The sequence below is a fragment of the Cohnella sp. WQ 127256 genome, assembly GCF_024519285.1.
In the GTDB taxonomy this organism is placed as follows: domain Bacteria; phylum Bacillota; class Bacilli; order Paenibacillales; family Paenibacillaceae; genus Cohnella.
Map to the genome: position 1 here is coordinate 486,587 of NZ_JAMZCY010000001.1, position 27,000 is coordinate 513,586.

Here is a 27,000-nt window from a genome sequence, read left to right on the forward strand (position 1 = left end):
GGAGGCGGTTGCATTGTTTTTAGCATGGCGTGAAATTAAGCATTCCAAACTCAGGTACTTATTGATCGGTCTTATTATTATGTTGATCGCGTGGCTTGTATTTTTTTTATCAGGATTAGCAAATGGGCTATCCACAGCTAACGGAGCCTCGATTCAGAGCATGAAAGCGGATTATGTAGTATTCGATAAAAATTCCAGTGTGTCCATGCTCAGGTCGTTGCTACCTGACTCCATGGTGGATGAAATCAAGAAAACGCCAGGCGTAAAAGATGCCGCTCCGTTAGGTCAGTTAACAGTATCGATAGCCAAGGTTAACGATGAAGAGCAAGTAGACGCGACGATCTTAGCTACCGAACCGAACAGCTTCTTGGTTCCCAAAATCAACGAAGGCACATCGTTCCACAACGACTCGAATGAGATTATCCTCGATGATTCGTTCAAGAGCTACGGTTACGCGATCGGCGATCAATTAAAAATTATTCAGAGCGATAAAGTGCTCAAAGTGGTCGGTTTTGTATCTAACCAAGCTTATAATCATATGCCAGTCCTGTTTATGGATATTCAGCATTGGCAGACATTGAAATTTCCGACAGAGCAGTCCAAATCGGGTATAGAAAATCCTGTTAGTGTGATCGCGGTGCAAAAGGATAGTGATTTTAATAAGGATATACTAAATCAAATATCGAATATCGATGTCGTTACGAAAAATACTGCGCTTCAGAATCTTCCTGGGTATAGTGCAGAATCGCTTAGCGTTAATATGATGCTTTTCTTCTTATTTATTATTGCGGCATTTGTGCTTGCCGTATTTTTCTACGTCATTACTTTGCAGAAGAGTAATCAATTTGGTGTGTTGAAAGCAATTGGGGCAAATACGGCTTTTTTATCCAAAAATTTAATCATGCAGGTGTTGATCGTGACAGCAATAGGGATATTGGTGGGTGTTGTCTTAACCTATGGAATAGCAAGTGTAATTCCCGAGAAAGTGCCCTTTGCGCTAGATAACTTGACCGTGGCTATATACAGCTTGTTATTACTGGTTATTGCATTGTTGGGTACAATTCTTTCTTTGGGAAGAATTGCCAAGATCGATGCGCTTCAGGCAATCGGGAGGGTCGAATAATGGAAAAACTAATGATCAATCAAGTATCCAAGGTGTATGGCGAGAAGGAGTCCTCCGTTAAAGCATTGGATTCGGTGTCCCTTAATGTAAAGGAAGGGGAGTTTATTGCTGTAGTTGGTCCATCGGGCTCGGGGAAAACCTCACTTCTAGCTATTGTAGGAGCATTGCTGAAACCAACCCAAGGAAGCATTAAATTAAACGGCATTGAAATGAAGGGGTTAACCTCTAGTCAGCTCACAAAAATAAGGATGAATCAAATCGGGTTTATTTTGCAATCATCGAATTTAATACCTTATTTAACCGCTAAAGATCAATTGCTGCTGCTTTCCCATATGGCAGGAAATAATGGGAGGGAATATCGTAATCGCGCGGAGGAGCTTCTGTCAAATTTAGGTTTAGCACATCGGATGAATCATTATCCAGAAGCTTTGTCCGGGGGAGAGAAGCAAAGGGTAGCAATTGCTAGAGCTTTAATGAATAATCCGGACATCATTCTGGCGGATGAGCCGACAGCGAGTCTGGATACGCAACGTGGGCGTGAAGTGGTACAGATGCTGGTAAAGGAAGTAAAAACAAGAAAGAAAGCAGCTATTATGGTTACACATGATGAACGGATGCTTGATCTGTGCGACCGAATCATGCGAATGACAGACGGTAAGCTTACTGAATTGCGTGCATAGAAGAAAGCCCACAAACCTAATGGAAGGCAAGTGGGTTGTACTCTAGCTAGCTCGAATAATACAAAATGATTCGAATATTATGGTCGAATTAGGGGAGCAGAGACAGCTGATATTAATAACCAGCACGCAAGATGATTACCAAGAGTACGAATAGAACAAGTGCGAATGCCGCAGCACTCATTCCACCACCACTAACGCCACAACCTGCACCAACACCTGCAACAGGGTATCCCAAGTCTATCACCACCGTGCTTTTATTATGACAATTAGTCATTTATGTAGCTTATGCCGGGCTACCTATATGGACAGTACATTTACCCAGTTGAACTAAAAACAGGCGAATGCCTCCTAAGCATAAATTGAACCTCCAAGGACACCTTATGAGGGTAATCAATTATTCTAAGGGGGTTTTCTTTTGAGAAAGTTTTTGGTCAGCTTGTCAATGGTCATGAGCTTGTCATTGGTTCTAATGGTACCTGCCTTCGCTGAGCACACAACGAGCAAGGTGACTACCAACAGTACCACGCCGCCTTCGCTTACAACTCCAAGTGTAACGAAGACCTATAATCCAAGTCCTAATGCCACGATTAACCGCATGAACGTTACAACGAATAATGGGACTGGAACGTACAACGGCACTTACAATGGAATAACGGGCACTCCTAATACCCCATTAGGAACGTATGGAACTAATGGCGTAAATGGAACATACGGGACGAACGGGGTGTACGGAACTAACGGAGTTAATAATGGGACATACAGAACCTACGGGACGAATGGGACCTATGGAGCTTATGATTCAACAAGAATGAACACCTACAGACCTTACAGTACGCATATGACCACTCGTGCAAAAAACACGGTAAGAGCTATGGAAACAACGACTAAGAGAAGCTTTAACTGGGGTTGGTTAGGTTTAATTGGATTATTCGGATTAGCGGGTATGCGCAGCCGTAGTCGTGATGATGTACGATAAAATATAGGAATAAGTGATCCTCATTTGGCTAATAAGCCGAATGGGGATTTTCAAATTTCATTTTTGTTAGCATAAAATTATGTTACACTCATATCAACATAACAAGGTGGCTCGATCTAATGGGGAGTCACCTTTTGTTGTCTTATAGCGAAGGAGTTCACTTGATGAAATGGTTGCTACGTGGAACGTGGAGACGGATTTCCTCGTCAATCGCTAGGATGGAAGGTAAGCTGTTTGTTGTATTTTTATTTCTCATTATTTTACCTATTGGGGTACTTAGTTACATTTCGGCTGAAAGATATACGGACTCCATTGAGCGCAATACGGTTACTTATGTTTCTCAAGTATCTGATCTCATGATTAGTAAATTAGATGATTATATGGAAGATATGAAGAAGATTTCGATCATTCCTTCCTATTTAGCTGAGATCAAAGCAGGACTTAAGGAATCTAACCGAATTTATGAAAGCCTTTCCATTGAATCGACTGACGAGCAATTGGACCCGACTACGGGACGAGCGGCCACCCTTTCTAATGAACAGTTAGAGCTGTTACGACGTGTTGAAGGTAGTATTTACTTCTTGAATAATATTAAGAATGGAGCAAATACCGTTTATTTATTTGATCGGTACGGGCATTCCTATTTTGCAACCAAAAGCGGAGGTGTGCGTTCGGATCTGAAATCAGTGTATCAAGACTGGAGAAATCTTGCGTATGATGCCGCGGGATACCCCGTGCTCGTGAGTACTCAGCAGGTGAGTGGGAGTACGAGTGGAAGTCGATATGTATTTACGATTGTTAGAGAGATTATTGATACGAACTATGAGTCGCTAGGTCTCATTGCTGTTGATGCGAATATCGTCGTCATTGAGAACATCGTAAAGGATTTAGACAAGGCTACGCATGGAACGACTCTTATCGTCGATAACAATGGGCAGGTTGTATATGATAGTGAGAAGAAATTTATAGGACAGAACATGAAGTCAAACGACAAGCTTCAAGCTCTAGGAGAAGAAGGTAGCTTACATACTAAGGTTGACGGGAAGCCGGTGTTATCAATTTATAAGCAATCTAGTAATACGGGGTGGAAAATATATATTACAATCCCAGAGCAAAAGCTCATGGGTGAGGCGCTGCGAATTCGTGCATTCACCCTTGTATCGGCAATCTCCATCATTGGCTTCGCCTTGCTTATATCGCTTATTTTTACCTTTACTTTAACGAAGCCTCTGCGATCATTAGTTCGAATGATGAAGGTTGTGCAAACCGGTAATCTTGATGTTACTTTTCCGGTTCGGAGTAGAGATGAGATGGGGCTCGTCGGTAATGCGTTCAACCGAATGATCATCCGGGTCAAAAGCTTAGTCGAGGACGTCTATATGGCGGGACAGCGTAAGAAAGAGGCGGAGCTTGAAGCGCTGCAGAACCAGATTAATCCGCATTTCATATATAACACCTTGGAATCTATCCGGATGACAGCGGTTATGAATGATGATGTTGAAGTAAGCGACATGACGCAGCTATTAGGGAAATTACTGAGATACGGAATGGGAACGGGAACCGAAACGGTCGCCTTGTCTAGAGAGCTTGAGCATCTGGATATGTATATGCAGCTGTTGAATTATCGATATGGAAATCGGTTCGTGCTAGGAATATCGAATGTGACGGACATGAACCTGCCTGTTATGAAGCTTCTATTCCAGCCTATTGTTGAAAATGCGGTCTATCACGGTATGGACGAATCCAAGTCATCGATGACGATCAATCTCAGCTATGAGGAGGAGGGTATGGATCATCTGTTTACGATTAAAGATGACGGCGTAGGGATGTCAGATGCTAACTTAAAGCATCTTCGTCAGCGATTAAACGAGCCTAAGGATTCTCATGTAAACAATGGTCGAGGAATTGGATTACGTAATGTTCATGAGCGATTGAAGCTTCTATTTGGTGAAGGCTATGGCATCCGTATTATGAGCAAGCAAGGTGTGGGGACTGAAGTTACAGTTCGGCTCCCGAAAGAAAAGACGAAGGGAGAGAGACTAATTGGTTAATGTCGTTGTGGTTGATGATGAGGAGAGAATTCGGCTAGGGTTGGCCAAGCTGATTGCCCAAGTCGGTAAGGAGTTTCAAGTGACGGGAATATTTGCTGGGGCTCAAGAACTGTTGTCGCATATAGACTCCATTCACGTTGATCTTGTTATTACGGACATCAAGATGCCGGTTATGAATGGACTTGAACTGATTAAGCAGCTTCAGCATCGTTTACCTAAGCTCAGAATGGCTATTATTAGCGGATTTGATGATTTTACTTTTGCTAGACAAGCACTCCGTTATGGTGTGGAGGAATACTTGTTAAAGCCTGTAGACAAAGATGAGCTAGAGCAAATGCTTCATAAGGTTAGAGATAAGCTTGAGTATGATCAGCAAGCTGGAGAAGTTAATCAGGACGATCAGTTGAAGCTGTTGTTATTTAATGATACAGAAGCTTTACCTAAGCCCTTGAGAGTGGAAGCCTGTCGGCAATTGGAGCAAACGCCGTTATTCCAACAGCCGTATTTCGTATTTGTTATGCGTGGACATACTCCATTAACGATAGAACAAATGCGGAAGGTTGTTTCTGGTTGGCTAGCGAATTGGACGATCGTGGAGAGGGAGGATCGAGTTATTCTCATTGTAGGCATTCCTAGCACCGAACATGCGGATCGGGTTAGGGAGCTGGGACAGACGTTACTTCATCGTTTGCCTGTATCCTATGAAGGCAGACTCGGAGCGAGTGACGTCTTCCAAGGAACAACCTGGCTTCGTGAAGCTTATCGTCAAGCGGATTGTGCCTTACAGCAAGCTTGGTATGATACCGGCAAGATGGCGTTCACTGATTATGCACGTATTTTACGTAAGACCAAATCGCTTAATCATTTGTTAATGCAAATCATTAGTGAATTTCAAGCGGAGATGGCTTTGTCGAATTATTCGGGTGCCCAGAAAGCAATACATCGATGGTTTGAGGAATGTATGCTGCTCATGCCAAGTTGGAACGAGCTATCCGAAGCTTGTGAAACTGTGCTGTCTCTGATTGCAAAGGTTAGCCCCATCAAGAGGACTGAAGAGGATGAACTTGAGGAGCGGGTTATGGCTTGCGAACCGGAGAAATTTGCGAGCAAGGATGCTTTTATGACCTTCTTCCTTGGTGCTGTGGATCAGCTTTTTGTACAATTGATGCAATTCCGTCAAGAGAATCGCGTTGTGGATACGATCAAACAATATATTCGTCATCATTTTGCTGATGAGCTGGAGCTTCATCGTCTAGCGGAGGAAGTCTTTTTGACACCAAGCTATCTAAGTAAACTATTTAAGACCGAATCAGGGGAGACGATTACGGACTTCCTTATTTCTGTGCGGATAGAGCATGCTAAGGATTGGCTTAAGGAGAAAAATGGATTAAAAACCTATGAGGTTGGTGAGAAGGTTGGATATGCTGACCCAGCCTACTTTAACAAAGTGTTTAAGAAGGTTGTCGGATGTACCCCGAAGGAATTTAAAGATCGTGTTAGGTGAATATTATCTAAATTGAAGACAATTAAAACAAACAGAGAACATTAAATTAAATAACAAAACCCTATATAATAGACTGAAAGCGTTTGCTTTGTATGCAAAGACGTAATCAGGGTTAGGGGGATTCAAGTTGAACATCAGCTACAAAGTACAGAGATACATCATCTTGTTCGGTTTTCTTACGGTTCCATTAGTCTTATTATGTATGTTCTCACTGTATCCAGCAGTCTCATTGTTTTATTTCAGCTTTACGGAATGGGATGGATTAGGCTTCGACCAGAAGTGGGTCGGCCTAGCGAACTATAAGGAAATATTCATGAGACCGGAAATATTCGGCGCATTCAAGAACAATCTGTATTATTTCGTTGGGGGAATACTTCAGACCGCAATTGCACTTTATTTCGCGATCATCCTTAACGGACGGTTGCGCGGAAGGTATGCCTTCAGGGTATTACTGTTTTTGCCTTATGTCCTGCATAGTGTAGCAACAGTCATTATGTTTAAGAATTTGTACCATGCCGAATATGGCTCGATCAATGTCTTCTTGGGAGCCATTGGATTAGAATCATGGCAGCAAATGTGGCTGGGTAATCCTAAACTCGTAAACTACTCGCTAGCTTTTATCTCGATGTGGAAATATTTCGGGCTTAGTATGGTAATTTTTATTGGTGCCCTACAATCGATCCCGAGGGATTTATATGAAGCTTCCACAATTGATGGCGCCTCTAGCTGGCAATCCTTCCGGTTCATCACGTTGCCTAGCCTACGCCGAGTCATAGAGCTCATGCTCGTTCTCACTTTGACAGGTGCGCTTGAAGCATTTGATATTCCATTCATCATGATGCTCGGTGCAAATGGAACATCTACCTTCGTTATTCAGACGGTCGATATGGCTTTCCACTTCGAAAAATTTGGGTTGGCATCGGCTATGGCGGTCGTATTGCTGTTCATCGTTATATTCTTCATCTTCATTCAGAGAAAAGTGCTATTCAGGGAGGGGAATTAACGATGGGAAAAACTCCGGGATACGTACGAGCACTACAATACTCTACACTAGCGTTTGCTGTTATTATTGTATTTTTTCCGATCTATTCTATTTTTGTTGGGGCATTCAAATCGAAGGTCGAGTTTTATCAATCGGGGCTTAGCCTGCCTGAGAATTTCTTTAACTTTGACAATTTTAAGCGGGTATTTAAGGTAGGCAAGCTTGGACTTGGGTTTCAAAATATATCTATTATTTTGGCGGTTACGCTAACCGGCAACGTAATCATCGGTACAATGGTCGCTTATGCGCTTGGTCGTTTTGACTTTGCGCTGAAGAAGCCGATTATGGCGCTCTATCTCATTGCTCAGATTATCCCACTCGTTACGACGCAGGTTGCAACCTTCAGTGTAATCAAAGCGCTTGGCGTCTATAACACGATTAAAGCACCAATGCTTCTATACTTAGGGGCAGATGTCCTCCAAATCGTTATTTACTTGCAATTCGTAGCTAGCATTCCGAAGGATTTGGATGAGAACGCAATGGTCGAAGGTGCTTCCTTTTTCAAAATCTACCGATCTATTATTTTCCCGTTACTCGGACCGGCAACGGCTACCCTTATTATTTTGAAAACTATTTCGATCTATAATGACTTTTACACTCCGTATTTGTATATGCCGTCTCAGAAGCTGAAGGTTGTTTCTACAGCTATATATAGCTTTGTCGGGCCGAACGCTGCACAGCTTAACGTCATTTCTGCAGGTATTCTGATCATCTTTATCCCTACTGTTGTTATCTTCTTACTCTTGCAGCGCTATATTTTTGCGGGTGTCACCAATGGAGCTGTGAAGTAACGACATGTCGTTCAGGGAATTAGACCGCTGATAGCGGCATGGAGGTTGTATAGTGTAGTGAGTACCGCTAACGAATATGATGTGTTATGATAACAAAAGAATTTGTTATCAAGCATAAACGGAGGACGCAGTCCTTCCACGGAGTTAACATTTGAGTTTGAGTACTATCAGATAAGGATCGAGAAATCTATACTTTCTGATCTGATAGGTGAACATATGCGTATCGAATGAGCGGAGTGGAATATTTCATGTCGAAAAAAGTTACTATGCAGCAAATTGCCGATCACGTCAACGTGTCCAAGTTTGCCGTATCCAAAGCGTTATCAGGAAAATCCGGAGTTAGTCCGGATACACGGGAGAAAATCATTCATGCCGCCACCCAACTAGGCTACTTTGTACAGAAACGAAATAAGCCCGTTGTTAGCCGCAACACGCCTATTAGACCAACCTCGACTGATCGAAATACGATCATCGTTCTTATCCCGAATGTGCGAGAGCAGAATCGACAATCGAGCTTCTGGGGTCGGATTATTGATGGGATTACTACAAGCCTTGAAGAAAATCATCTAGGTATGATGATTGTGACTGAACATATAACAGATAACTTTACAAGACTGATTAATCCAGAAGCAGTGCTAGGTCTCGTCGGAGTGGGATTGATCTCTAACCAGCAGTTATTGGAAATCCGAAATTTGGGTATTCCTTTCGTGCTTGTTGATCACGAAGATTCACTTATCCCATCTGACGTTCTGTTCATGAACAATTATGAATGTGTTCGTAGGGCGACGAACTATTTACTAGGTAATGGACATCGCAAGCTACAATTCGTAGGAGATATTCACTACTCTCGAAGCTTCTATGATCGTTGGTTAGGCTTTCGCTCCATGCTTGAGGAACTGAGCATAGATTTGCGACAAAATAAAGGGCTTTTGGAGTTTGAAGGAGTTAACCGGTCGGAGATGACGGAGCAGCTTGACCATATTATTGGTGAAATGCTACAGACGGAGGATTTCCCGACTGCGTTTGTCTGCGCGAATGATTCCATTGCAATTTGTGTGATGACTGTTCTGACACGCCTCGGCATTAATGTGCCAGATCAATGTTCGGTTTCAGGCTTCGACAACATCGAGGATGCAGGAATTTCCTCTCCAGCGCTCAGCACGGTGCATGTTAACAAAGAAGCTCTTGGGCAACGCTCGGTAGAAACACTACTCTGGCGGATCGCTAATCCTGACGGACCGAAAGAAAAAATATTGCTTGCAGGTGACTTCGTTCTACGGGCTTCCACAGCAGCAGCTCCCAATTAATCATGAAATGGTGGTACAGGGGATTCCTGTATCACCATTTTTAATTTAATTCTCGCACCCCTCGCACCTCTCGCACCCCTCGCACCTCTCGCACCTCTCGCAACACAAACAACTCATACGACATTCACGTTTCTGGAAATCCAACTAACTCAAAATAACCCCTCAGAATAACCATCCTTGCAATCCTCTTTAGCCCTCCTAATTACTTTTTTCTCAATGAGCTCCTGATCAAAGCTTGGTGCGCACGAAGGCCAAAAAAGTACCTTCGTAAAGCGGCGACTGTTGTGATTGAAGAACGAAGGCCAAAAAAGTGCTTTCATTTCCCCAAGTCGGTTAATTACTTGCACGATAACCCTCAAGTCTATATGAATGGAATTCTCCAGGTAGTATTTTGCAATTTTGTAGCGGATATATTCGTTATTCCGGTTGACAAAAGGTTGGCTAGTGGTACAATTTTCCTTAAAGTTGTTATTGTTTATAACAAACAAATAGCTAACAAATATTTTGTTAGCATAAGAAAGATGAGGAGTGACAATTTGAATACATGGGTTGAGACAGTTAACGGAATGACATGGGGCTGGACAGGAGTTAGAGGGACGTGGTCTAGCTCAGAAGCAGAAGATTCCATGAGAACGATGAACTCGATGGGCGTCAACTGGGTTGCTATTGCGCTTGCTGCGGAACAGGAAACTCCCCAGTCCACAAGTATTCCATTTCGTGAGGCACCAACTGTTACAGACGAGGAGACGTTATGGGCCATTCGCAATGCCAAGAAACTGGGCATGAAGGTTTGTTTGAAGCCAGTAGTTAACTGCGCCAACGGGACTTGGAGGGCACATATTAGCTTCTTTCAAGATGATGTTCCAGGTGAGCCGAGTTGGGGGCAATGGTTTGCCTCATACGGAGAGTTTATTGTCCATTATGCGAAGATTGCCGAGCAGGAAAACTGTGAGATGCTCTGTATTGGATGCGAGATGGTGCAGACGGATTCCAGAGAAGCGGAGTGGAGAGCGTTAATTGCCGAGGTTCGAACGGTTTACAGGGGCTTGATTACTTATAATTGCGACAAATACCAGGAGGATCGCCTAACCTGGTGGGATGCAGTCGACATTATTTCTTCAAGTGGTTATTATCCGATCAATCATTGGGAGTTTCATTTAGATAGAATCGAGCAGATGCTAGTGAAGTGGAATAAGCCGTTCTTCTTCATGGAAGCAGGTTGCCCGAGCAGGGAAGGCTCCAGTCTGAAGCCAAACGATTGGTCGTTGCCGGGTGGGCCGTCGGAAGAGGAGCAGCAAGTATACTATAATGCCATGTTCGAAGCTTGCTCGCGCAGAGAATGGATGAGAGGGTTTATGTTATGGGATTGGCCGGCAAAGCTCTACTCTCTGGAACAAGCCGTGCATAATAACGATTATTGTATGTATGGCAAAAAAGCAGAAACTGTTGTGCGAGATTATTATTTATCTAAGATTTAAGCATGAGCGGAGGGTATAGAGGGGCAATGAATAGCGATCTTACAATGGAGCATTGGCGCTCCCAACTAGAAGAAGAATTGAAATCGAACATTCTCGATTTCTGGATTAAGCATACTGTGGATGAGTTGAATGGGGGTTTCGTAGGTGAAATTAAGAGTGATATGACCGTTATGCCAGACGCTGACAAAGGTTTAGTGCTACATGCACGCATCTTATGGACCTTCGCTACGGCATATCGTCTCTATCAGGATGTTCCTTATCTGATCATGGCGCGGAGAGCTTACGATGCGCTTGATAAGTTTTTCAGAGATAGGGAGCACGGAGGACTATATTGGATGGTGGATGTGTCCGGTATACCCGTTCAGGAGAAAAAACAAATTTACGGTCAAGCATTCGTAATCTATGCCCTTTCCGAATACTACCGAGCTACAGGCTCAGAAGAAGCTCTAGCATGGGCCCGGGAACTCTTTTATTTGATCGAGAAGCATGCCTATGATTATAGGCATCGTGGTTATGTCGAAGCTTTAGCGCGAGACTGGTCGGAAACGGACGATTTAAGCTTAAGTGGTAAGGATCTGAACGAACGCAAATCGATGAACACCCACTTGCATGTGCTCGAAGCTTATACGAATCTTTACAGAGTGTGGAAGTCGGAAGATTTGCGAATGAAGCTGACAGAGCTTATCGACATTCATTTGGATTTAATCATAAACAAAGACAATCATCATTTTATGTTGTTTTTTGATGAGGAATGGAATTCGAAATCGGAACACATTTCTTATGGACATGACATTGAAGGAAGCTGGTTACTATGCGAAGCAGCCGAAGTTCTTGGTGATGAGGAGGCAATCGACCGGGTCAACAAAGTAGCCACTGCGATGGCTGTGGTAACTTTGGCAGAAGGTTTGGATAAAGACGGGGGCCTGTATAATGAAGCGGATGGTCATGGTCATATCGATTACTCGAAGGACTGGTGGCCGCAAGCTGAAGCAATGGTCGGTTTCATCAATGCCTATCAGCTGTCAGGAAATGCTGAATACTTGCAAGCGGCTAAAGATAGCTGGACATTCACTAAGCTGTTCATTTGTGACTCCGAGAATGGGGAATGGCATTGGCAGGTATCTCGCGAAGGGGTGCCAAATCTAGCCTATGCGAAGGTTGACCCATGGAAATGCCCTTATCACAATAGCAGAGCTTGCTTTGAAGCTTTAGAAAGATTGGCACTTATTCGCTATTAAAATAAGGGGGAATTATCGATGAGTGAATTTATGCAGAAATTGAAAGCTTTAAAGGCTGAACATGATCGTTTGATACATAGGAAGAACGTTCCAACTGTTTCAAATGGTGTATACGAGCGTTATGAGTATCCGGTACTTACGAACGCGCATGCTCCCATTCACTGGCGTTATGATCTTAATCCGGAAACTAATCCTTATCTAATGGAGAGAATCGGAGTGAATGCAGCATTCAATCCGGGTGCAATCGAGCTAGATGGCAAATATTATCTTATGGTTAGAGCCGAAGGGGTAGACCGCAAGTCGTTCTTCGCAGTTGCTGAAAGTGATAGCCCAGTGGATGGCTTTAAGTTCTGGGACTTTCCAGTTCTACTTCCTGAGACGGAGGATCCTGACATTAACGTATATGATATGCGTCTGGTGAAGCATGCTGACGGATGGATTTACGGGTTATTCTGTTCTGAACGCAAAGATCCATCCGCACCACCAAGTGATACGTCCAGTGCAGTTGCACAAGGAGGCATTGCTCGGACTAAAGATTTAATCACGTGGGAGAGATTACCTGATCTCCAAACTCCTTCCCCGCAGCAGCGCAACGTGGTGCTACATCCTGAATTCGTGGATGGCAAATATGCTTTCTACACTCGTCCACAGGATGGATTCATCGATGCAGGAGCAGGCGGTGGTATTGGCTGGGGATTGTCCGAAAGCATGAATCCGGCCATCGTAGACAAAGAAGTTATCGTTGATGAGCGACAGTACCACACGATCAAGGAAGTGAAAAATGGTCAAGGACCGGCACCGATCAAGACAGATAAAGGTTGGCTGCACATTGCGCATGGTGTACGGAATACTGCTGCTGGCTTGCGTTATGTTCTCTATATGTTCATGACAGCATTGGATGAGCCTAACAAAGTTATCTATTCCCCGGGAGGACATATGATCGCTCCTGAAGGAACAGAGAGAGTGGGCGATGTTTCCAATGTCGTATTCTGTAACGGTTTGATCACGAAAGATAGCGGCGAAGTATACCTCTACTATGCGTCTTCGGATACTCGAATACATGTAGCTGCAACTACGGTTTCTCAACTCGTTGATGCATGCATCAACACGCCAACAGATTTGCTTCGCTCCCGTGCGAGTGTCGAGCAGCGTATGGAATTGATTTCTCGAAATCTCGAGCTCATGAAAAAGCCAGAGTATGCGTTTCTCATGTTGTAGCTTTTGTAACCTAATTTTATTTATTTGTTATCATAATTAGGGACAATAAAAACAAATATAAAGCATTTTCATCAACGGTGAAAACCTTATAATTAGGAATGTAAGCGATGTCATCCTTACGAAAATTGTAAATGACACCCGCCCAAAATAAGCTATGGGGGTAAATCAAAGATGAAAAAAACATTGCTTCTTGCATTAACAATGATCATGTCTATTACATTGCTTGCCGCATGCGGTGGCAAAAACAACAACGAAGGCTCTTCACCATCTACTTCAGCATCGGTATCACCTTCTCCTGAGGCTAGTGGTACTGCGAGTGAGAGTCCAAGCGAGAGCCCGGCAGCAGCTGAGCTAAGCGGCAAATTAAAAATTCTGACTCATCGCACAGATTTGATTGATGATGGCACGATGGATAAATACGCAGAAGCATTCAAAGCGAAGTACCCGAACGCTGAACTAGAGTTTGAAGGTATGACTAACTATGCTAACGATATTAAGGTTCGTTTGACCACAGGCGAAGCAGGGGACGTAAACATGATCGACTCCAGCTTACCTAACAGTGAAGCAGGCAATTATTACGAGCCTCTTCCCGATTCGATGTTCGAAAATGTTTATTTCGCAGATTTCAAAGCTTACGAAGGCAAACGTTATGGTCTTTCGACAGGTGTGAACACACAAGGTATTGTTTATAACAAGAAGGCGTTTGCGCAAGCTGGCGTTGACAAAGTACCTACTACCTTGGACGAATTCTATGCTGCTTGTGAAAAATTGAAAGCCGCTGGAATTATTCCTTTGTACATGAACTATGGCGCACAATGGCCAATCGGGAACTGGGCAGAAGGCTCCGTTAAATATGTTGCTGGAGATATGAAGTGGTTTGATCAATTTGTAACAAGTGACACTCCTTGGCAGGTAGATAATGCTTGGGGTACACTCATTACCATTGCTCGCACGCTGGTACAAAAAGGGTATGTAGAAAAAGATTTGGCTACAAACAACTGGGAGATGTCTAAAGGCGAAATTGCTTCTGGTAAAGCTGCAATGTACTTCCTTGGTAACTGGGTAATTCCACAAATTATCGGTGCGGGTGCTGCTTCAGAGGATATCGGTTTCTTCCCATTGCCATACGACAATAGTGGTAAATACAATGCTCCACTGGGTTCCGACTACATGATGGGTGTAAGCAAGAATAGTAAAAACAAAGAACTTGCTTTCGCGTGGGTTGAGTTCTTCGTTAAAGAATCTGGTTATGTTGATGCGCAAGGCTTCATGCCAGTTGATAAATCTCAAGAGCCTAAAGTTCCGCAATTGGCTGAGTTCAATTCATTCAACCCGACATTTTTAGAAGAAATAGCTACTGATCCGAAATTCAATGAAATTGCCAACAAGGCTGAAATAGATCTCTACGTGGGTAAAACAACGCAAGATCTGATTGTCGCTAAAGATTTGCAAAAAGCATATGACGAACTCAATGCAAAATGGAAAAAGGCAAGATCAGCACTGGGCTACTAAATCAACAGGTCTTAACTAATCTATTTAAGTGGGGCTGTCGCGTAAGGTCGGAAATGACCTTTCAGCGACAGCTTTTCTTTGTTATACATAAATTTTTCCAATGTGACCAATACTTAACGTTAATCAATCCCGTAATCAGTTCACAGACGGTAATGGAGGCATACAAAGGATGAAAATCGCAAGCCGCACAAGTCTAAAAAAAATAGCTATATTCCTGAGCTTAGGTACCCTTCTCGGAGGAATAACTGTACAGGCAGCTGCTCCTGACACTCAACATGCACACAAGCCATCCCGACAAATCGCCGTTGTCATCGATGATTTCGGCAATGGAATGAAGGGTACGGAACAGATGCTAAATCTTCCGATTAAGCTGACAGTGGCGGTTATGCCATTCCTGCCAACGACGAAGAAGGATGCGGAGGCAGCGCATCTGAAAGGGCATGACGTTATCGTACACCTTCCTATGGAGCCGATTAGGGGCTTGAAAAGCTGGCTTGGACCTGGCTCGATCACAACGGACTTAACAGACGAAGAAATCCGTAAGCGCGTAGAAGCAGCCATTGCAGAGGTTCCCCATGCTATAGGGATGAACAACCATATGGGCTCCAAAGCGACTGCGGATAATCGTGTGATGCGAGTCGTGCTGCAGGTGTGCAAAGAGAAAGGGTTATTTTTCCTCGACAGTCGGACCTCTTATCGAACGGTTATTCCGAAGGTAGCGAAGGAAGTAGGAATTGTCGCCTTACACAATGATGTATTTCTGGATGATGTATATACGCAGAATCATGTTTTACATCAAATTGATGTGGTGAAAAAATTTCTCACTCAGAATGAGCGCTGCATCGTTATCGGCCATGTCGGGGCTCCAGGTTTATTTACCTCTGGTGTACTGAAGAGCGCCATTCCAGATTTGCAAAGTAAAGCGACATTCGTTCCTCTCACTCAGTTACTTCCTATGCCGGAACCGTTTGTTCAAGGGCTGAAGGAAAGATAACTCATAATTCCGTTTGCGATGGCGGCGGCTATCCGATTCTGTCCGGGAATAGAGGTGAGCATTGCCCGATCATCTGGATCATTCAGGAAAGCCGTCTCCACAATTACGCTTGGTGCTTGCACACGGTTAAGCAAGTAAAACTTGTCAGCCATTTGGGGGAGACGAGATTTCCCTTGCTGTTGGTTCAAGCTGTTCTGAATAAAGCCTGCAAGCAAAGTACTACGACCATCGTTCTGGTGGATAACAAGTGGTCCTCTTCGATTGCCCTTAGAAGACCAGTTCACATGGATGCTAACGAACATTGATCCCCCAATCTCTTCGGACAAGCCTCGCCGCTGTGATAAGTCCCGCCGATGTCTGGAGCGTGTTATATGCCAACGGTTGTCGTCGCTAAGCGCATAATCTCCAGTGCGATTAAGTACAACCTTCAATCCTTTGCTACGGAGCAGTAAATATAGTTTGCGTGAGATTGCTAAATTAATATCCTTCTCCAGCACATTATTCCAATGGGTTCCGCCATCAATTCCTCCATGGCCAGCATCTATGAGCACATCTGCACTCGGTAGCGCGCGCTTAATATGTGTAGGTTCATACTCTGATCTCCAGCCGGTAAGCAATAATAGGGCACAGAACATTAACATAACCCGAGACAATGGCTCAACCTCCATTACTTCTTTTTTCACTTCTGTTATCGTGGCACAAATCGACCTTCCTCATACAAGCAAAGGAACAGATGTGTTCTAATCAAGCGAATGGTTGTAGAATTCACTTTCAGGGCATGCTATTGCTAAGGAGGGGATTAAAGATGGATAGCTCTGAATATTTGAAGTATGTGACTGAACGAGTCGTTAGCTATATGGATAGTCCCAGTCAGACCGAAGAGGAAGAAGAAAAGCAGAACAAGAAACTTAGCCGCGAGCCGTGGTTAACGAGATGGTTCGGAGTAGCTCCAATGGGATTGATGATGTGGTGGGGGAATCGAACGGATAAAAAGAAAAGAACACACCCTGAGGTGCGTTCAGCGAGCATAGATGACCAGTTATCGATAAAATAGTCCTTTGTTTACTAAGGCATCCAAGGGAATAAATCGAGTTCCCAGCATATCTATTGCTAGATCCATACGGCCGTTCGACCAACGCTGGTAACCAATAATCGGTACTGCGTACAGCATGGCATCTCCGAACGGTTCAGTTACATATCGCAGATGCAGCTTGGTATCCAACCTTTTCTGCAGCTTTTTGACGTCTTTCACGGAGAAAGGCGCCTCTTTGGTGAGCCATGGAAGCTTCTCGTAGGCATCAAACTCCTCATTTAGAGCTAGATTAACGATTTGTGAGCTTACATCTGTTCCCGGATTAGCGGGCAGAGTTGCAGGAAACATTTTATTCCATCCTCCACTATCCACCGGTAACTGTTCCGCTGTTTTGGCATCAAACCAAAGGGTTTCATCACCTATCGTCACTTCCCAAGCGGTAGCGAAGGGGTGGACGTAATGCTTGATGGTAGTCAAATGTTGAAACTGCTTTTCCGAAGGAATAAAACCCCCGTCGATCAACGATTGTCTTAAACGCTGCTGGGAGAAAAGGGAAAAAGGCCCGACGCCGTATTCTCCAAGCTGGAAGGAGCCATCTGTTACTGCATTGACGACCATGTAGCCGATATCTTTGCCTTCTTTAGTGAACAATACAAGCCAGCTATGCGTACCAGGGCCGAGCGCTTCAATTTGCGGATCGGCAGTTTGCCATGCTTGAAACAGCTTCTGCTCTGACAGCTTAGCCACCCACTCCTGAACCTGCTGCTCGAGCTTAGAAGGGTGTGGGTTTGTAGCTGGCTGAGCTGCAGCGGCGAATGCCTGCGTGGGGATAACTCCCATATACAGAGCAACAAATGTAACGAGAAGGAGCGAACGGATTCGCTGCTTTGGTCTTGGTCGATGAGGAAGAAGTGACATAGTACCTCCTGCGATTGTTTGATAGTGGTGTAATATATGGGATTGAGCTGCTACAAATGGAAAAACGAATGCTTGTTCGTTCTTATTGTAATGGACAAGCTATGCCGAGACTGTTACAACCTGTCAACAGATAGTAGGCTCATTTGTTCTATTTTTGCCGATTAATCGCGTAATTCCACTTCTCGGTATCTAGTGGATACCGGGAAGGTGAAAAATTCCGCAATTCATGACGGACATGGATACTCTAGGGCGGTATTGCCAATCAATCTCAGCTTCTCTTTGCAAGTAACGCGCGGTCTGCTCCTCTTTCTGTGCCTTCTGATCCTCATGAGTCATTGCTTCGAGCATCGGTTGATAATAGAGCCGAATTCGCTCAAGCTCATCTTGTCGACGTTGTTCCGCTTCTACGGCCCAAGTGAAGTCGACATTTTTGAGCTTACGCTCCAATGTCAGCTCCAACTGGGACATCCCTTTGCGAAGGGAGATGCCATTGCGCAAAATATGAACATTAGATGGGAGGCGGGGAGTTAGTCTCTTCAGCTTCAGCGTTTCCATAAACTTCTCGTCGATAAATCCCGTAGCAAGTGAGATTCCCCATCCATATAACTCCTCGCGTTTCATGTCGCATTCATAGCTGACTTTGAAGTTGACCCCTAGCCATGCCGTATACGGCTGTGAGCCAAGGGGATCACTTCTACCACGTAAGGGTTCTTCGAATAACGTAACGCAACGCCCCCCCTGATGGGAGGCCTCGAACAGCTGGAGAAGACGTCTGGAGCCGAAATAGACATCCTCCTGCACGATTCTTCCTGATTCGGTCATCACATAAGAGATAGGAGAAGCTGCTGCTCTATCCGCCATGGAAGGGTTCTCGAAGGACCAACGATAAGTCATCGTTTCCGGTTCAGCACCGGTTCGATCAACGAAGCTCCAATAGTAAGGGCGGTTCGTTAAAGCCCGATCCGCATCAGGTGATAGCTTCACTGTAACGCTGCTTGGACTCTTTTCTATAAAATGGCAGCCCATGGAATCCAAATAGGAGGTAACGAATTTATGGACTTGTTTGGTATTCATGGCTTATTCTCCCGATGGATTTGATTTTTTGTTGCTAGCAAAGTATCCCCAAGCCCGTCAATGCGCTGGCGTAATTGCTCGCCATCCGTGGATTCCAGCACCATTTTAGCTAAACGACGCTCCAGAGATTCCTCTTTTTCGAGGTGTTGGATGATATCATCTAGCTCGCCAATAACCAATTCAAACATATTGATTTTCTCATGGAGCAGGTGTACGATATGTTCTTCGATTGTCCCAAGGGTACACAAATTAAAGATTTGTACATCATCTGTTTGACCTAAGCGATGGACGCGACCAATCCGTTGTTCAACTCGCATTGGGTTCCACGGAAGGTCGAAGTTGATGACATGATGGCAAAATTGGAGATTAATTCCTTCTCCACCGGCTTCGGTTGCGATCATTACCTGTGCTTTTCGGCGAAAGAGATCCATCATCCAGTCTTTCTTCCCGCGGTTCATTCCGCCACGGTAAGGGACGGCTGTTATATCGTGTTCTTTGAAAAACTTAAGCAAATATTCCTGAGTCGCCCGATATTCTGTGAAAATAATGACCTTGTCGTTCATTTGCTGGACAAGCTCCATCGTTTTCTCCGCTTTTGTGTTCGCTTTAATGCTGCGGATCAGCTCGACCAGCTCCCATATACGAGCACGTAGTGGAGAGTCCTCCGTCGTCTTCTTGAACAGATTAATGAGGGTGATAAATACGGCATCTCGACTAGAGCAAACCTCGCGCTGTAGCGTTACGAGTGACAGCATGCTTGTTAAATCACCCATCTCTGCGGTCGCATGTTTGCGGACATAGTCGGTAACGCCTTGATACAGAGCCATTTCCTCAGGTGAGAGTCGAAGCGGGACGTTCGTTACGATGCGCTTCGTGAATTCGACTCCGCCATCACTGCGACGATTGCGTATCATGACTTGACCAAGAGCTTCATGTAGCTTGCTCTCGTTCTTAGGGATTCTACGATCAGCGACGAAGTTCGCGGCGAAGTCGCCTTCACCTCCGAGTTGACCAGGCTTGAGCAACGTAATGAGGTTATATAGCTCAGACAAGTCATTCTGAACCGGCGTCGCAGTGAGTAGGAGACAATATTTTTTGCGAAGCTCATTAATAAACTGATAGTTGCCTGTTCGTTTGTTCTTCAGCTTATGGGCTTCGTCGACGATGATCAGGTCAAATTCGTAATCTAGCAGGATAGTGCGATTCGGATCACGCTTGGCCGTATCCATGGAGGCGACTACGATGTCGTTATCCCACATATAGGTTTTTCTCTGTGCGATTGCAGGAATGTCGAATTTGCTGTTTAGCTCTCGAACCCATTGCAATACCAATGAAGCGGGAACGAGGATGAGCACCTTCTTAACGAGGCCGCGAATAAGATATTCCTTCAGGATTAGTCCGGCTTCGATCGTCTTGCCCAGACCCACCTCATCGGCTAGTATCGCGCGTCCTCGCATTTCATGGAGCACTTTGCGTGCCGTGTCAACTTGATGGGGCAAGGGTTCAAAATGCGGTAATAAGGCGAGACACTGTAGGGCGTGGAAGTCGGTTACAAGTGATGCTTCCTCGGCTTCCAACGCTAGCTGATATAAGGTCCAATCGTCCCATGAGCCATTACGTTCTACGCGGCGTTCCAGATCTTCGAAAGCACTACGTTCAACATGCATCTCAACAAAGGGATGAAGTTTACGTGGCGCTGGGTCAGAGGAGCTGCCTGGAATGGAGGGTGAAACGACACTCGTTGAAGTGTCGGCGGGAGAAGGGAACGGGATCTGCAAAAGTAGGTCCTCCTGGGCGATAACTTGATCCTCTGAATAAGAATGAGTGAAGTTTCGCAGGGTAATGTTCTGGAATGGATAAGTGTTTCTCCCTTAGTATGAGCAATCCAGAACAATTCAAAACAAGAGTAAAAAAAGTAGGCTTAGCTCACCTTTTTTGAGAGCTTTCTCCCATTTTCGCCTGTTTTCGATTTATATGCTTATTGTCCTATGGATGCACCAGATGTGGTGTAGTATAATGGTAAACGCACACAACATATTGTACTGTTTACATATATTAAAAGTGCTGCGAGCCGGATGAAATACGTTTTATACTCTTAAATTTAGGAGGCTGTGACGGATTGAAAACGATGCAGACTAGAAGGTTAGAAGGACTTAGCGAGAAAATATTTTTGGATCGTTATGCTTGGAAAAATGCCGATACGAATGAAACAAAGGTTGGGGATGTAGTCCTCGTACTCACAAAGGATGATCCTAAGTTTCCCGCTAAAGATGTTGGAGAAGTTGTTAAACGTGAAGGTCAGAATGTAACCGTTAAGCTACGTAACGGAGAGTTAGTACAATCAACCGTTGAGAAGCTGACGTTAACTATTGAGAAAACACCTGAGGAAATGTGGACACGGCTCGCAGGTGCGATGTCGTCCGTGGAAGATTCCCCCGAGAAGCAGAAGGAATGGGAAGAGAAATTCCGCTGGTTGCTCGATGATTGGAAGCTAGTTCCGGGTGGTCGGATTGCAGCAGGTGCTGGCGCAAGTGAAGAGCTGACACTCTTCAATTGCTACGTTATCCCATCGCCTCATGATAGTCGTGGCGGAATTATGCAGACGTTGTCTGAGATGACTGAAATCATGGCGCGTGGCGGCGGAGTTGGCATTAACTTGTCCTCGTTGCGTCCTCGTCGTGCGATTGTCAAAGGCGTTAATGGTTCGTCCAGCGGTGCAGTTTCATGGGGTGGATTGTTCAGCTACACGACCGGATTGATCGAACAAGGCGGAAGCCGTCGTGGAGCGTTAATGCTTATGATCAACGACTGGCATCCTGACGTTGAGGATTTCATTACGGTTAAGCAGACGATGGGTCAAGTGACGAACGCGAACCTTTCTGTATGTGTGAGTAACGCATTCATGAAAGCCGTCAAAGAGGATGCAGATTGGGACCTCGTATTCCCGGACTCCAAGGATCCAGATTATGACTCCCTATGGGACGGCGACTTGGATAAGTGGAAGAAGCTTGGCAAGCAAGTCACTCTCTACCGTACAGTTCGCGCTCGCGATGTATGGAAGAGCATCATTGATGGAGCTTGGAAGTCTGCAGAGCCGGGCGTAGTATTCATGGAATACTACAACCAGATGTCGAATAGCTGGTATTTTAACCCGATTATTTGTACGAATCCGTGTGGCGAGCAAGGGCTCCCAGCATGGGGCGTGTGTAACTTATCTGCGGTCAACTTATCAAAGTTCTATGATGCGGACAAACATGATGTGGCTTGGGATGAGTTGTCCCGAGTCGTTCGTTACTCGACTCGTTTCCTAGATAATGTAATCGATAAGACACCTTATCATTTCCCTGAGAATAAGAAGAACCAGCAGAATGAGCGCCGCGTAGGTCTCGGTACGATGGGTCTTGCTGAATTGATGATCCGTTTGGAAGTTCGTTACGGCAGTCCGGAAAGCATGGAGTTCCTAGACAAACTATACGGCTTTATGGCTCGCGAAGCTTATCTTGCATCCACTGAACTCGCAGCTGAAAAAGGTTCTTTCCCAGCATTCGATCTGGAGCCTTTCATGCAAAGCGGATTCATGAAAAATATGGTTGAAGAGTTCCCAGAAGTCGGAGAAGCGATTAGCAAGCGAGGTATGCGCAATGTTACCGTTATTACCCAAGCGCCTACGGGCTCTACAGGGACAATGGTTGGTACATCAACGGGAATCGAACCCTACTTCGCGTTTGAATTTTTCCGTCAAAGCCGATTGGGTTATGACAAGCAATTGGTTCCGATCGCTCAGGAATGGCAAGAAGCGAATCCGGGTAAAGAGCTTCCGGAATGGTTTGTTACTTCGATGGATTTATCCGCGAAGGATCACATTCGTGCACAAGCCGCTATTCAGCGTTGGGTGGATAGCTCCATTTCCAAGACGGCTAACTGCCCTGCCGACTTCACAGTCGAAGAGACAGCTGAGCTGTACGAGATGGCATTCGAGCTTGGTTGTAAAGGCGTGACCATCTATCGGGATGGTAGCCGTGATGTTCAAGTTCTTAGCACAGCTAAGGATGAGAAGAAGGCGGAAGCCGTAACTGATGCTCCAGCAGTGGAAGAAAGCCCAGCAGAAACACTAAGTGCGGCTCTCAACGTTAGTGTGACTCCTGAGCAGAAGCAAGTGTTCGACAAACAATATAAGAGCCGTCCAAAAATTCTTCGTGGCGCGACTTACAAATATAATACGCCTTTCGGTATGGCGTATATCACGGTTAACGATATCGACGGTATTCCAGGAGAAATCTTCTTGAACGTTGGTAAGGCGGGTTCAGACGTATTCGCTATGGCGGAAGCTCTTGGTCGTGTGTGCTCTCTGTTCCTGCGTTATGGGGATCATGGAAACAAAGTCCAGCTTCTCGTGAAGCATCTGAAAGGTATTGGTGGCTCCGGTGCAGTCGGCTTCGGCCCGAATCGTGTCGAGTCTATCGCAGACGCGGTAGCTCAAGCGTTAGAATCCCATGCCGGCATCGTTGATCACGAGCATGCAGCAGCAGCCGAAACGCCAATCGCGGCAAATAGCAATACAGAAACATTTAAGATGGCTTACACGTCGAAAGACCTTTGCCCATCCTGCGGATCAGCATCGTTGCTGAATGTAGAGGGATGTAAAACTTGTGGGAACTGTGGCTATAGTAAGTGCTCGTAGGGGTAAGTGTACTAAAGCAGTGTTATCTCCGCTGTGATATTAGGTGTATCGTCTGTTGGAGTAAATACACTGCCGGACTATAACTAAATTGATACACAAGCCCATCATAGAATTGATATGAATATGTTATCCTGCATATATTTAGAAATTAAATTATATGGGAGAAGCACTCCAATGATCGCCGAACTGGCTATCATTGGAGTGCTTTTTTTTGAAATAAAATATTGGGGGGGGGGGGCATATGAAGTACTACCTTTATTTGAAGGTTCGACACAGATTACGAGCGTGTGTTCTTTTTTGGTGGTTTAATAAATCCCCATCGATAAACAAAAACAACTACGACAAGTCCATCGTAGTAGATTTTCTCTTTATCGGCCGTAAGAGGATTTCTAATCAATCTTGGCTGAATATTATCACCCGACTACACCACTCTAACCGTTTTTTGCACAACTGAATATCATAAAATACACCATCAAAAATCATAAATTACTCTAGATCGATATGTGAACCTGACGGAATCATGAATTTCGTTAGGTTCTTTCTGTATTCTGGCTCTTGTTAATTCAAAGTAATCTAAGATAAAATAAAGTAATTTAATCGTTTTGCATAAGTATACTTTACTTTTATAAAAGGTCGGTTTATAATTTGATTCATGAGGTGATGGTCATGAAGAAAGATTTTGGTGATTCGATATCAAATAAGGTTTATGAATATCGCGTACTTGCCAGAATGTCTCAGCAAGAATTAGCAGAGAAAGTCGGGGTTTCCAAACAAACCATTTTCGTCATGGAAAAAGGAAATTATGTTCCGACACTGCTGTTAGCCTTTCGAATTGCCGAATTTTTTAATGTTGATGTAAACGATATTTTTACTTATGAGAAAGGAAGTGATCATAGTGATTAATTTTTCTGATATCTCTAACGCTATTTTTAACCCGTTAAAGTCTTGGGCTGAACAATCACAAGGAAATTGGAATATTTTAATTGTTAGCGGTTTTGTATTGGTTTTTGTCGGAGCTATTCTAACATACGTACTACACAAAAAAATGGGTAAAGCTGATGAAAGAACAAAACAAATATCTTTAACTAGTGCCCTTTTAGTGTTATGTGTAGTAATCTTATGCGACGTGATTTTCCCGAAAGAATATATGTGGCAGATTTTCTTCTTATATAAATATTCTCTTGCATTCCTTGCTTCAGCAATCTATCTAGCAGTTCGATATAAAAAAGACTTTTTTTAACTAAAGAACGAAAACTTACAGAAATAGACCCTTCGGGGTCTCTTTTTTGTTGAATCATGGAAGATGGGAAGTACCCAACATCTACTTAATCAGTGATAGTATTACCTCTACTGAATGATCTACAAATGTCCGTTCAGGACGGGACTTCATCATCACGGTAAGTCCGATCAAGGATACAACTAGAGTTTGAGCTAATGCTTTTGCATTTATATCCGTTTTAAGCTCACCTGCTTGAAGACCTCGTTCAATCGCTTCATGAAATATGGCTGATAGATACATCTGATGTTCCCTTGTAAGGATTTCAAATTTCTCATCATGAGGTGCAAGCTCAACCATCGTATTGATGCAAAAGCAACCCCGATTGTTAATATCTGAATATCCATCTGCCACAATACCCTCAAAAAAAGTGCGAAACCCTTCTTTTACGGATAAACGATTCTGAAGCTTAGCTCGGATATTGGAAGAGTGGGAGGTTGTATATTTCCGAAGGGCGGCTTCGAAAAGTTCTTTCTTATCTCCAAAGGCTGAGTACATGCTTGGCCGTTGAATGCCCATTCTGGATGTTAGATCGCTTAAAGAGGTAGCTTCGAATCCCTTCTCCCAAAATATTTGCATAGCTGCGTCTAATGCTTTATCCACATTAAATTCCCGTTGCCGAGCCATGATAACACCTCTTTTTTTTCTGTATCGATCAGTATGTTATGATTCTATCCATTAAAGGATCTGCTGTCAAATTGCAGTTTTATATCGACATCATGTTAGTTGATATATCCTTGACATTATGAGATGTTGTGGATTATGTTTATGTGGCGTTATAACATACCGATCGGTACAGTATTATGCTTGGTAAATAAAGGATTATAAGAAGAGAGGTGTGTCAAAAGTGGAAAAACTCGAAGAAAAAGCGGTAGTCATTACCGAAGAGGCGTTTATCGTATCCGAATCTGTTCCAGTTACTAGAATGTCTCGCTTTGTAGCTCTGTTGTTCGCAACCTCCTGTGGGCTTGCTGTCGCCAATATCTACTACGCGCAACCACTACTGGACGCGCTGGCGAGCGAATTTGGTCTTGCTCATTCATCCGTAGGTATTGTCATTACCATTACTCAGATTTGTTATGCACTGGGACTTTTGATGCTTGTACCACTTGGTGATCTGCTAAATCGGCGTCGTCTGATTCCTGGTCTAATGCTATTATCCGTGTTGGCTCTAATCGTAGTTGGCATCGCAACCACCGGAACGGTACTGCTCATAGGCATGGCTGCGGTCGGACTGCTCGCTGTAGTGACTCAGATACTCGTGGCATTCGCGGCGACTTTGGCTGCTCCAGTCGAGCGCGGACGTATAGTCGGTTTGGTGACAAGCGGAGTCGTGATCGGCATTCTGCTTGCGCGATCCTTCGCTGGCGTATTGACCGATCTCGCTGGTTGGCGTTCGGTTTATTTCGTCTCCTCAGCGTTGATGCTCGTCATGGCTGGCGCGTTGTTCCGGGTGCTGCCGCATGATGAACGCGAAAAAGTATCACTTACCTATCCACAGCTTCTTCATTCAGTGCTTGCGTTGTTCATGCAAGAACGAATCTTACGCATTCGCGCCATACTGGCTATGCTGATTTTCACCGCATTCAGCATATTGTGGACTTCGCTGGTACTGCCTCTAAGCAGCCCACCGCTGTCGCTTTCTCATACCGTAATTGGAGCTTTTGGTCTCGCTGGCGTTGCTGGAGCGCTAGCGGCAGCTCGGGCCGGACGGCTCGCCGATCGAGGTTTAGGACAGAGAACGACTGGCGTCGCGCTAATTCTATTGCTGGTATCATGGCTACCAATCAGCTATACCGAACAATCACTGTTCGCATTGGTCGTTGGAATTATCCTCCTCGATCTAGCAGTGCAAGCCGTACATGTCACAAACCAGAGCTTAATCTTTGACTCTCGCCCTGAGGCACGCAGTCGGCTTACCGCCGGCTACATGATTTTCTATTCCATAGGCAGCGCCACTGGTTCCATCGCTTCGACCAGTATCTACGCATTCGCCGGCTGGAAAGGCGTATGCCTGCTGGGTGCTGCTGTCAGTACTTTGGCCCTCCTATTTTGGGCATTGACTCTCCGCTCACGGGTTGTTGAGTCGAAATAATGCTGGTGT

Annotated in this window: 24 protein-coding genes; 18 read left to right on the top strand and 6 right to left on the bottom strand. The window is 44.6% G+C overall.

Annotated elements, in window-relative coordinates:
* The first annotated feature begins 13 nt into the window (after positions 1–13).
* The gene (locus M1K58_RS01945) at positions 14–1,123 is read left to right on the top strand and encodes an ABC transporter permease (RefSeq protein ID WP_256756981.1); all 1,110 of its coding nucleotides are present in this window, start codon (positions 14–16) and stop codon (positions 1,121–1,123) included.
* Positions 1,123–1,803 (top strand): ABC transporter ATP-binding protein, encoded by a 681-nt coding sequence (locus M1K58_RS01950; protein WP_256756982.1) that lies wholly within the window; start codon positions 1,123–1,125, stop codon positions 1,801–1,803. Before M1K58_RS01945 ends, M1K58_RS01950 begins: the two co-directional genes overlap by 1 nt.
* Positions 1,804–1,915: 112 nt before the next feature.
* Here the strand turns inward: M1K58_RS01950 and M1K58_RS01955 are convergent, their stop codons facing one another.
* A complete protein-coding gene (locus M1K58_RS01955; protein ID WP_256756983.1) occupies positions 1,916–2,038 on the bottom strand; it encodes a sporulation protein YjcZ in 123 nt (40 codons plus the stop codon).
* Positions 2,039–2,218: 180 nt separating this feature from the next.
* On the opposite strand from M1K58_RS01955, the gene M1K58_RS01960 reads away from it, so the two are divergent.
* The 11 genes from M1K58_RS01960 (at position 2,219) to M1K58_RS02010 (ending at position 15,914) form a co-directional block, all read left to right on the top strand.
* The gene (locus M1K58_RS01960) at positions 2,219–2,779 is read left to right on the top strand and encodes a WGxxGxxG family protein (protein ID WP_256756984.1); all 561 of its coding nucleotides are present in this window, start codon (positions 2,219–2,221) and stop codon (positions 2,777–2,779) included.
* 164 nt (positions 2,780–2,943) lie between these two features.
* Positions 2,944–4,830 carry a cache domain-containing sensor histidine kinase gene (locus M1K58_RS01965; protein ID WP_256756985.1) on the top strand — a complete coding sequence of 629 codons (1,887 nt, stop codon included), beginning with the start codon at positions 2,944–2,946 and terminating at the stop codon, positions 4,828–4,830.
* Positions 4,823–6,334, top strand: a complete 1,512-nt coding sequence (locus tag M1K58_RS01970; protein ID WP_256756986.1) for a response regulator — start codon at positions 4,823–4,825, stop codon at positions 6,332–6,334. The genes M1K58_RS01965 and M1K58_RS01970 overlap by 8 nt, the downstream gene beginning before the upstream one ends.
* Positions 6,335–6,461: 127 nt before the next feature.
* Positions 6,462–7,337: a carbohydrate ABC transporter permease gene (locus M1K58_RS01975; protein ID WP_256756987.1), complete on the top strand. Its 876-nt coding sequence runs from the start codon at positions 6,462–6,464 to the stop codon at positions 7,335–7,337.
* 2 nt (positions 7,338–7,339) lie between these two features.
* Positions 7,340–8,167 (top strand): carbohydrate ABC transporter permease, encoded by an 828-nt coding sequence (locus M1K58_RS01980; protein ID WP_256756988.1) that lies wholly within the window; start codon positions 7,340–7,342, stop codon positions 8,165–8,167.
* Between the two features lie 248 nt (positions 8,168–8,415).
* The gene (locus tag M1K58_RS01985; protein ID WP_256756989.1) at positions 8,416–9,474 is read left to right on the top strand and encodes a LacI family DNA-binding transcriptional regulator; all 1,059 of its coding nucleotides are present in this window, start codon (positions 8,416–8,418) and stop codon (positions 9,472–9,474) included.
* Positions 9,475–9,995: 521 nt separating this feature from the next.
* Entirely contained in the window at positions 9,996–10,952 is a 957-nt protein-coding gene (locus M1K58_RS01990) for a glycoside hydrolase family 113 (protein WP_256756990.1), read from the top strand.
* Between the two features lie 26 nt (positions 10,953–10,978).
* Positions 10,979–12,190: an AGE family epimerase/isomerase gene (locus tag M1K58_RS01995; protein WP_256756991.1), complete on the top strand. Its 1,212-nt coding sequence runs from the start codon at positions 10,979–10,981 to the stop codon at positions 12,188–12,190.
* Positions 12,191–12,208: 18 nt separating this feature from the next.
* Complete coding sequence (locus M1K58_RS02000; RefSeq protein WP_256756992.1) at positions 12,209–13,408, top strand: glycoside hydrolase family 130 protein; 1,200 nt, start codon at positions 12,209–12,211, stop codon at positions 13,406–13,408.
* A gap of 171 nt (positions 13,409–13,579) precedes the next feature.
* Positions 13,580–14,920 (top strand): ABC transporter substrate-binding protein, encoded by a 1,341-nt coding sequence (locus tag M1K58_RS02005; RefSeq protein WP_256756993.1) that lies wholly within the window; start codon positions 13,580–13,582, stop codon positions 14,918–14,920.
* Positions 14,921–15,089: 169 nt separating this feature from the next.
* A complete protein-coding gene (locus M1K58_RS02010; RefSeq protein ID WP_256756994.1) occupies positions 15,090–15,914 on the top strand; it encodes a divergent polysaccharide deacetylase family protein in 825 nt (274 codons plus the stop codon).
* Here M1K58_RS02010 and M1K58_RS02015 read toward each other — a convergent pair.
* A complete protein-coding gene (locus M1K58_RS02015; RefSeq protein WP_256756995.1) occupies positions 15,893–16,567 on the bottom strand; it encodes an N-acetylmuramoyl-L-alanine amidase family protein in 675 nt (224 codons plus the stop codon). The two genes, M1K58_RS02010 and M1K58_RS02015, sit on opposite strands and share 22 nt — an antisense overlap.
* 152 nt (positions 16,568–16,719) lie before the next feature.
* Here M1K58_RS02015 and M1K58_RS02020 point away from each other — a divergent pair, with 152 nt between their 5' ends.
* Positions 16,720–16,968, top strand: coding sequence for a YqzE family protein (locus M1K58_RS02020; RefSeq protein WP_256756996.1), 249 nt, complete (start codon positions 16,720–16,722; stop codon positions 16,966–16,968).
* Here M1K58_RS02020 and M1K58_RS02025 read toward each other — a convergent pair.
* The 3 genes from M1K58_RS02025 to M1K58_RS02035 form a co-directional block, all read right to left on the bottom strand.
* Positions 16,954–17,865, bottom strand: a complete 912-nt coding sequence (locus tag M1K58_RS02025) for a hypothetical protein (protein WP_256756997.1) — start codon at positions 17,863–17,865, stop codon at positions 16,954–16,956. The two genes, M1K58_RS02020 and M1K58_RS02025, sit on opposite strands and share 15 nt — an antisense overlap.
* Positions 17,866–18,054: 189 nt before the next feature.
* Positions 18,055–18,939 carry a YqhG family protein gene (locus M1K58_RS02030; protein ID WP_256756998.1) on the bottom strand — a complete coding sequence of 295 codons (885 nt, stop codon included), beginning with the start codon at positions 18,937–18,939 and terminating at the stop codon, positions 18,055–18,057.
* Positions 18,936–20,606 (bottom strand): DEAD/DEAH box helicase, encoded by a 1,671-nt coding sequence (locus M1K58_RS02035; RefSeq protein WP_256758202.1) that lies wholly within the window; start codon positions 20,604–20,606, stop codon positions 18,936–18,938. Before M1K58_RS02035 ends, M1K58_RS02030 begins: the two co-directional genes overlap by 4 nt.
* A 461-nt stretch (positions 20,607–21,067) precedes the next feature.
* Here M1K58_RS02035 and M1K58_RS02040 point away from each other — a divergent pair, with 461 nt between their 5' ends.
* The 3 genes from M1K58_RS02040 to M1K58_RS02050 all read left to right on the top strand — a co-directional run bounded on the left by M1K58_RS02040 (position 21,068) and on the right by M1K58_RS02050 (position 24,860).
* Positions 21,068–23,620, top strand: coding sequence for an adenosylcobalamin-dependent ribonucleoside-diphosphate reductase (locus tag M1K58_RS02040; RefSeq protein WP_256758203.1), 2,553 nt, complete (start codon positions 21,068–21,070; stop codon positions 23,618–23,620).
* A gap of 666 nt (positions 23,621–24,286) precedes the next feature.
* Positions 24,287–24,523, top strand: a complete 237-nt coding sequence (locus M1K58_RS02045; RefSeq protein WP_060624992.1) for a helix-turn-helix transcriptional regulator — start codon at positions 24,287–24,289, stop codon at positions 24,521–24,523.
* Positions 24,516–24,860, top strand: coding sequence for a DUF2178 domain-containing protein (locus tag M1K58_RS02050; RefSeq protein WP_372339089.1), 345 nt, complete (start codon positions 24,516–24,518; stop codon positions 24,858–24,860). The genes M1K58_RS02045 and M1K58_RS02050 overlap by 8 nt, the downstream gene beginning before the upstream one ends.
* Before the next feature lie 81 nt (positions 24,861–24,941).
* On the opposite strand, the gene M1K58_RS02055 is transcribed toward M1K58_RS02050, so the two are convergent.
* Entirely contained in the window at positions 24,942–25,523 is a 582-nt protein-coding gene (locus M1K58_RS02055) for a TetR/AcrR family transcriptional regulator (RefSeq protein WP_256756999.1), read from the bottom strand.
* A 220-nt stretch (positions 25,524–25,743) separates the two neighbouring features.
* Between M1K58_RS02055 and M1K58_RS02060 the strand changes: the two genes are divergently transcribed.
* Positions 25,744–26,991: an MFS transporter gene (locus M1K58_RS02060; RefSeq protein WP_256757000.1), complete on the top strand. Its 1,248-nt coding sequence runs from the start codon at positions 25,744–25,746 to the stop codon at positions 26,989–26,991.
* The last annotated feature ends 9 nt before the right edge of the window (positions 26,992–27,000 follow it).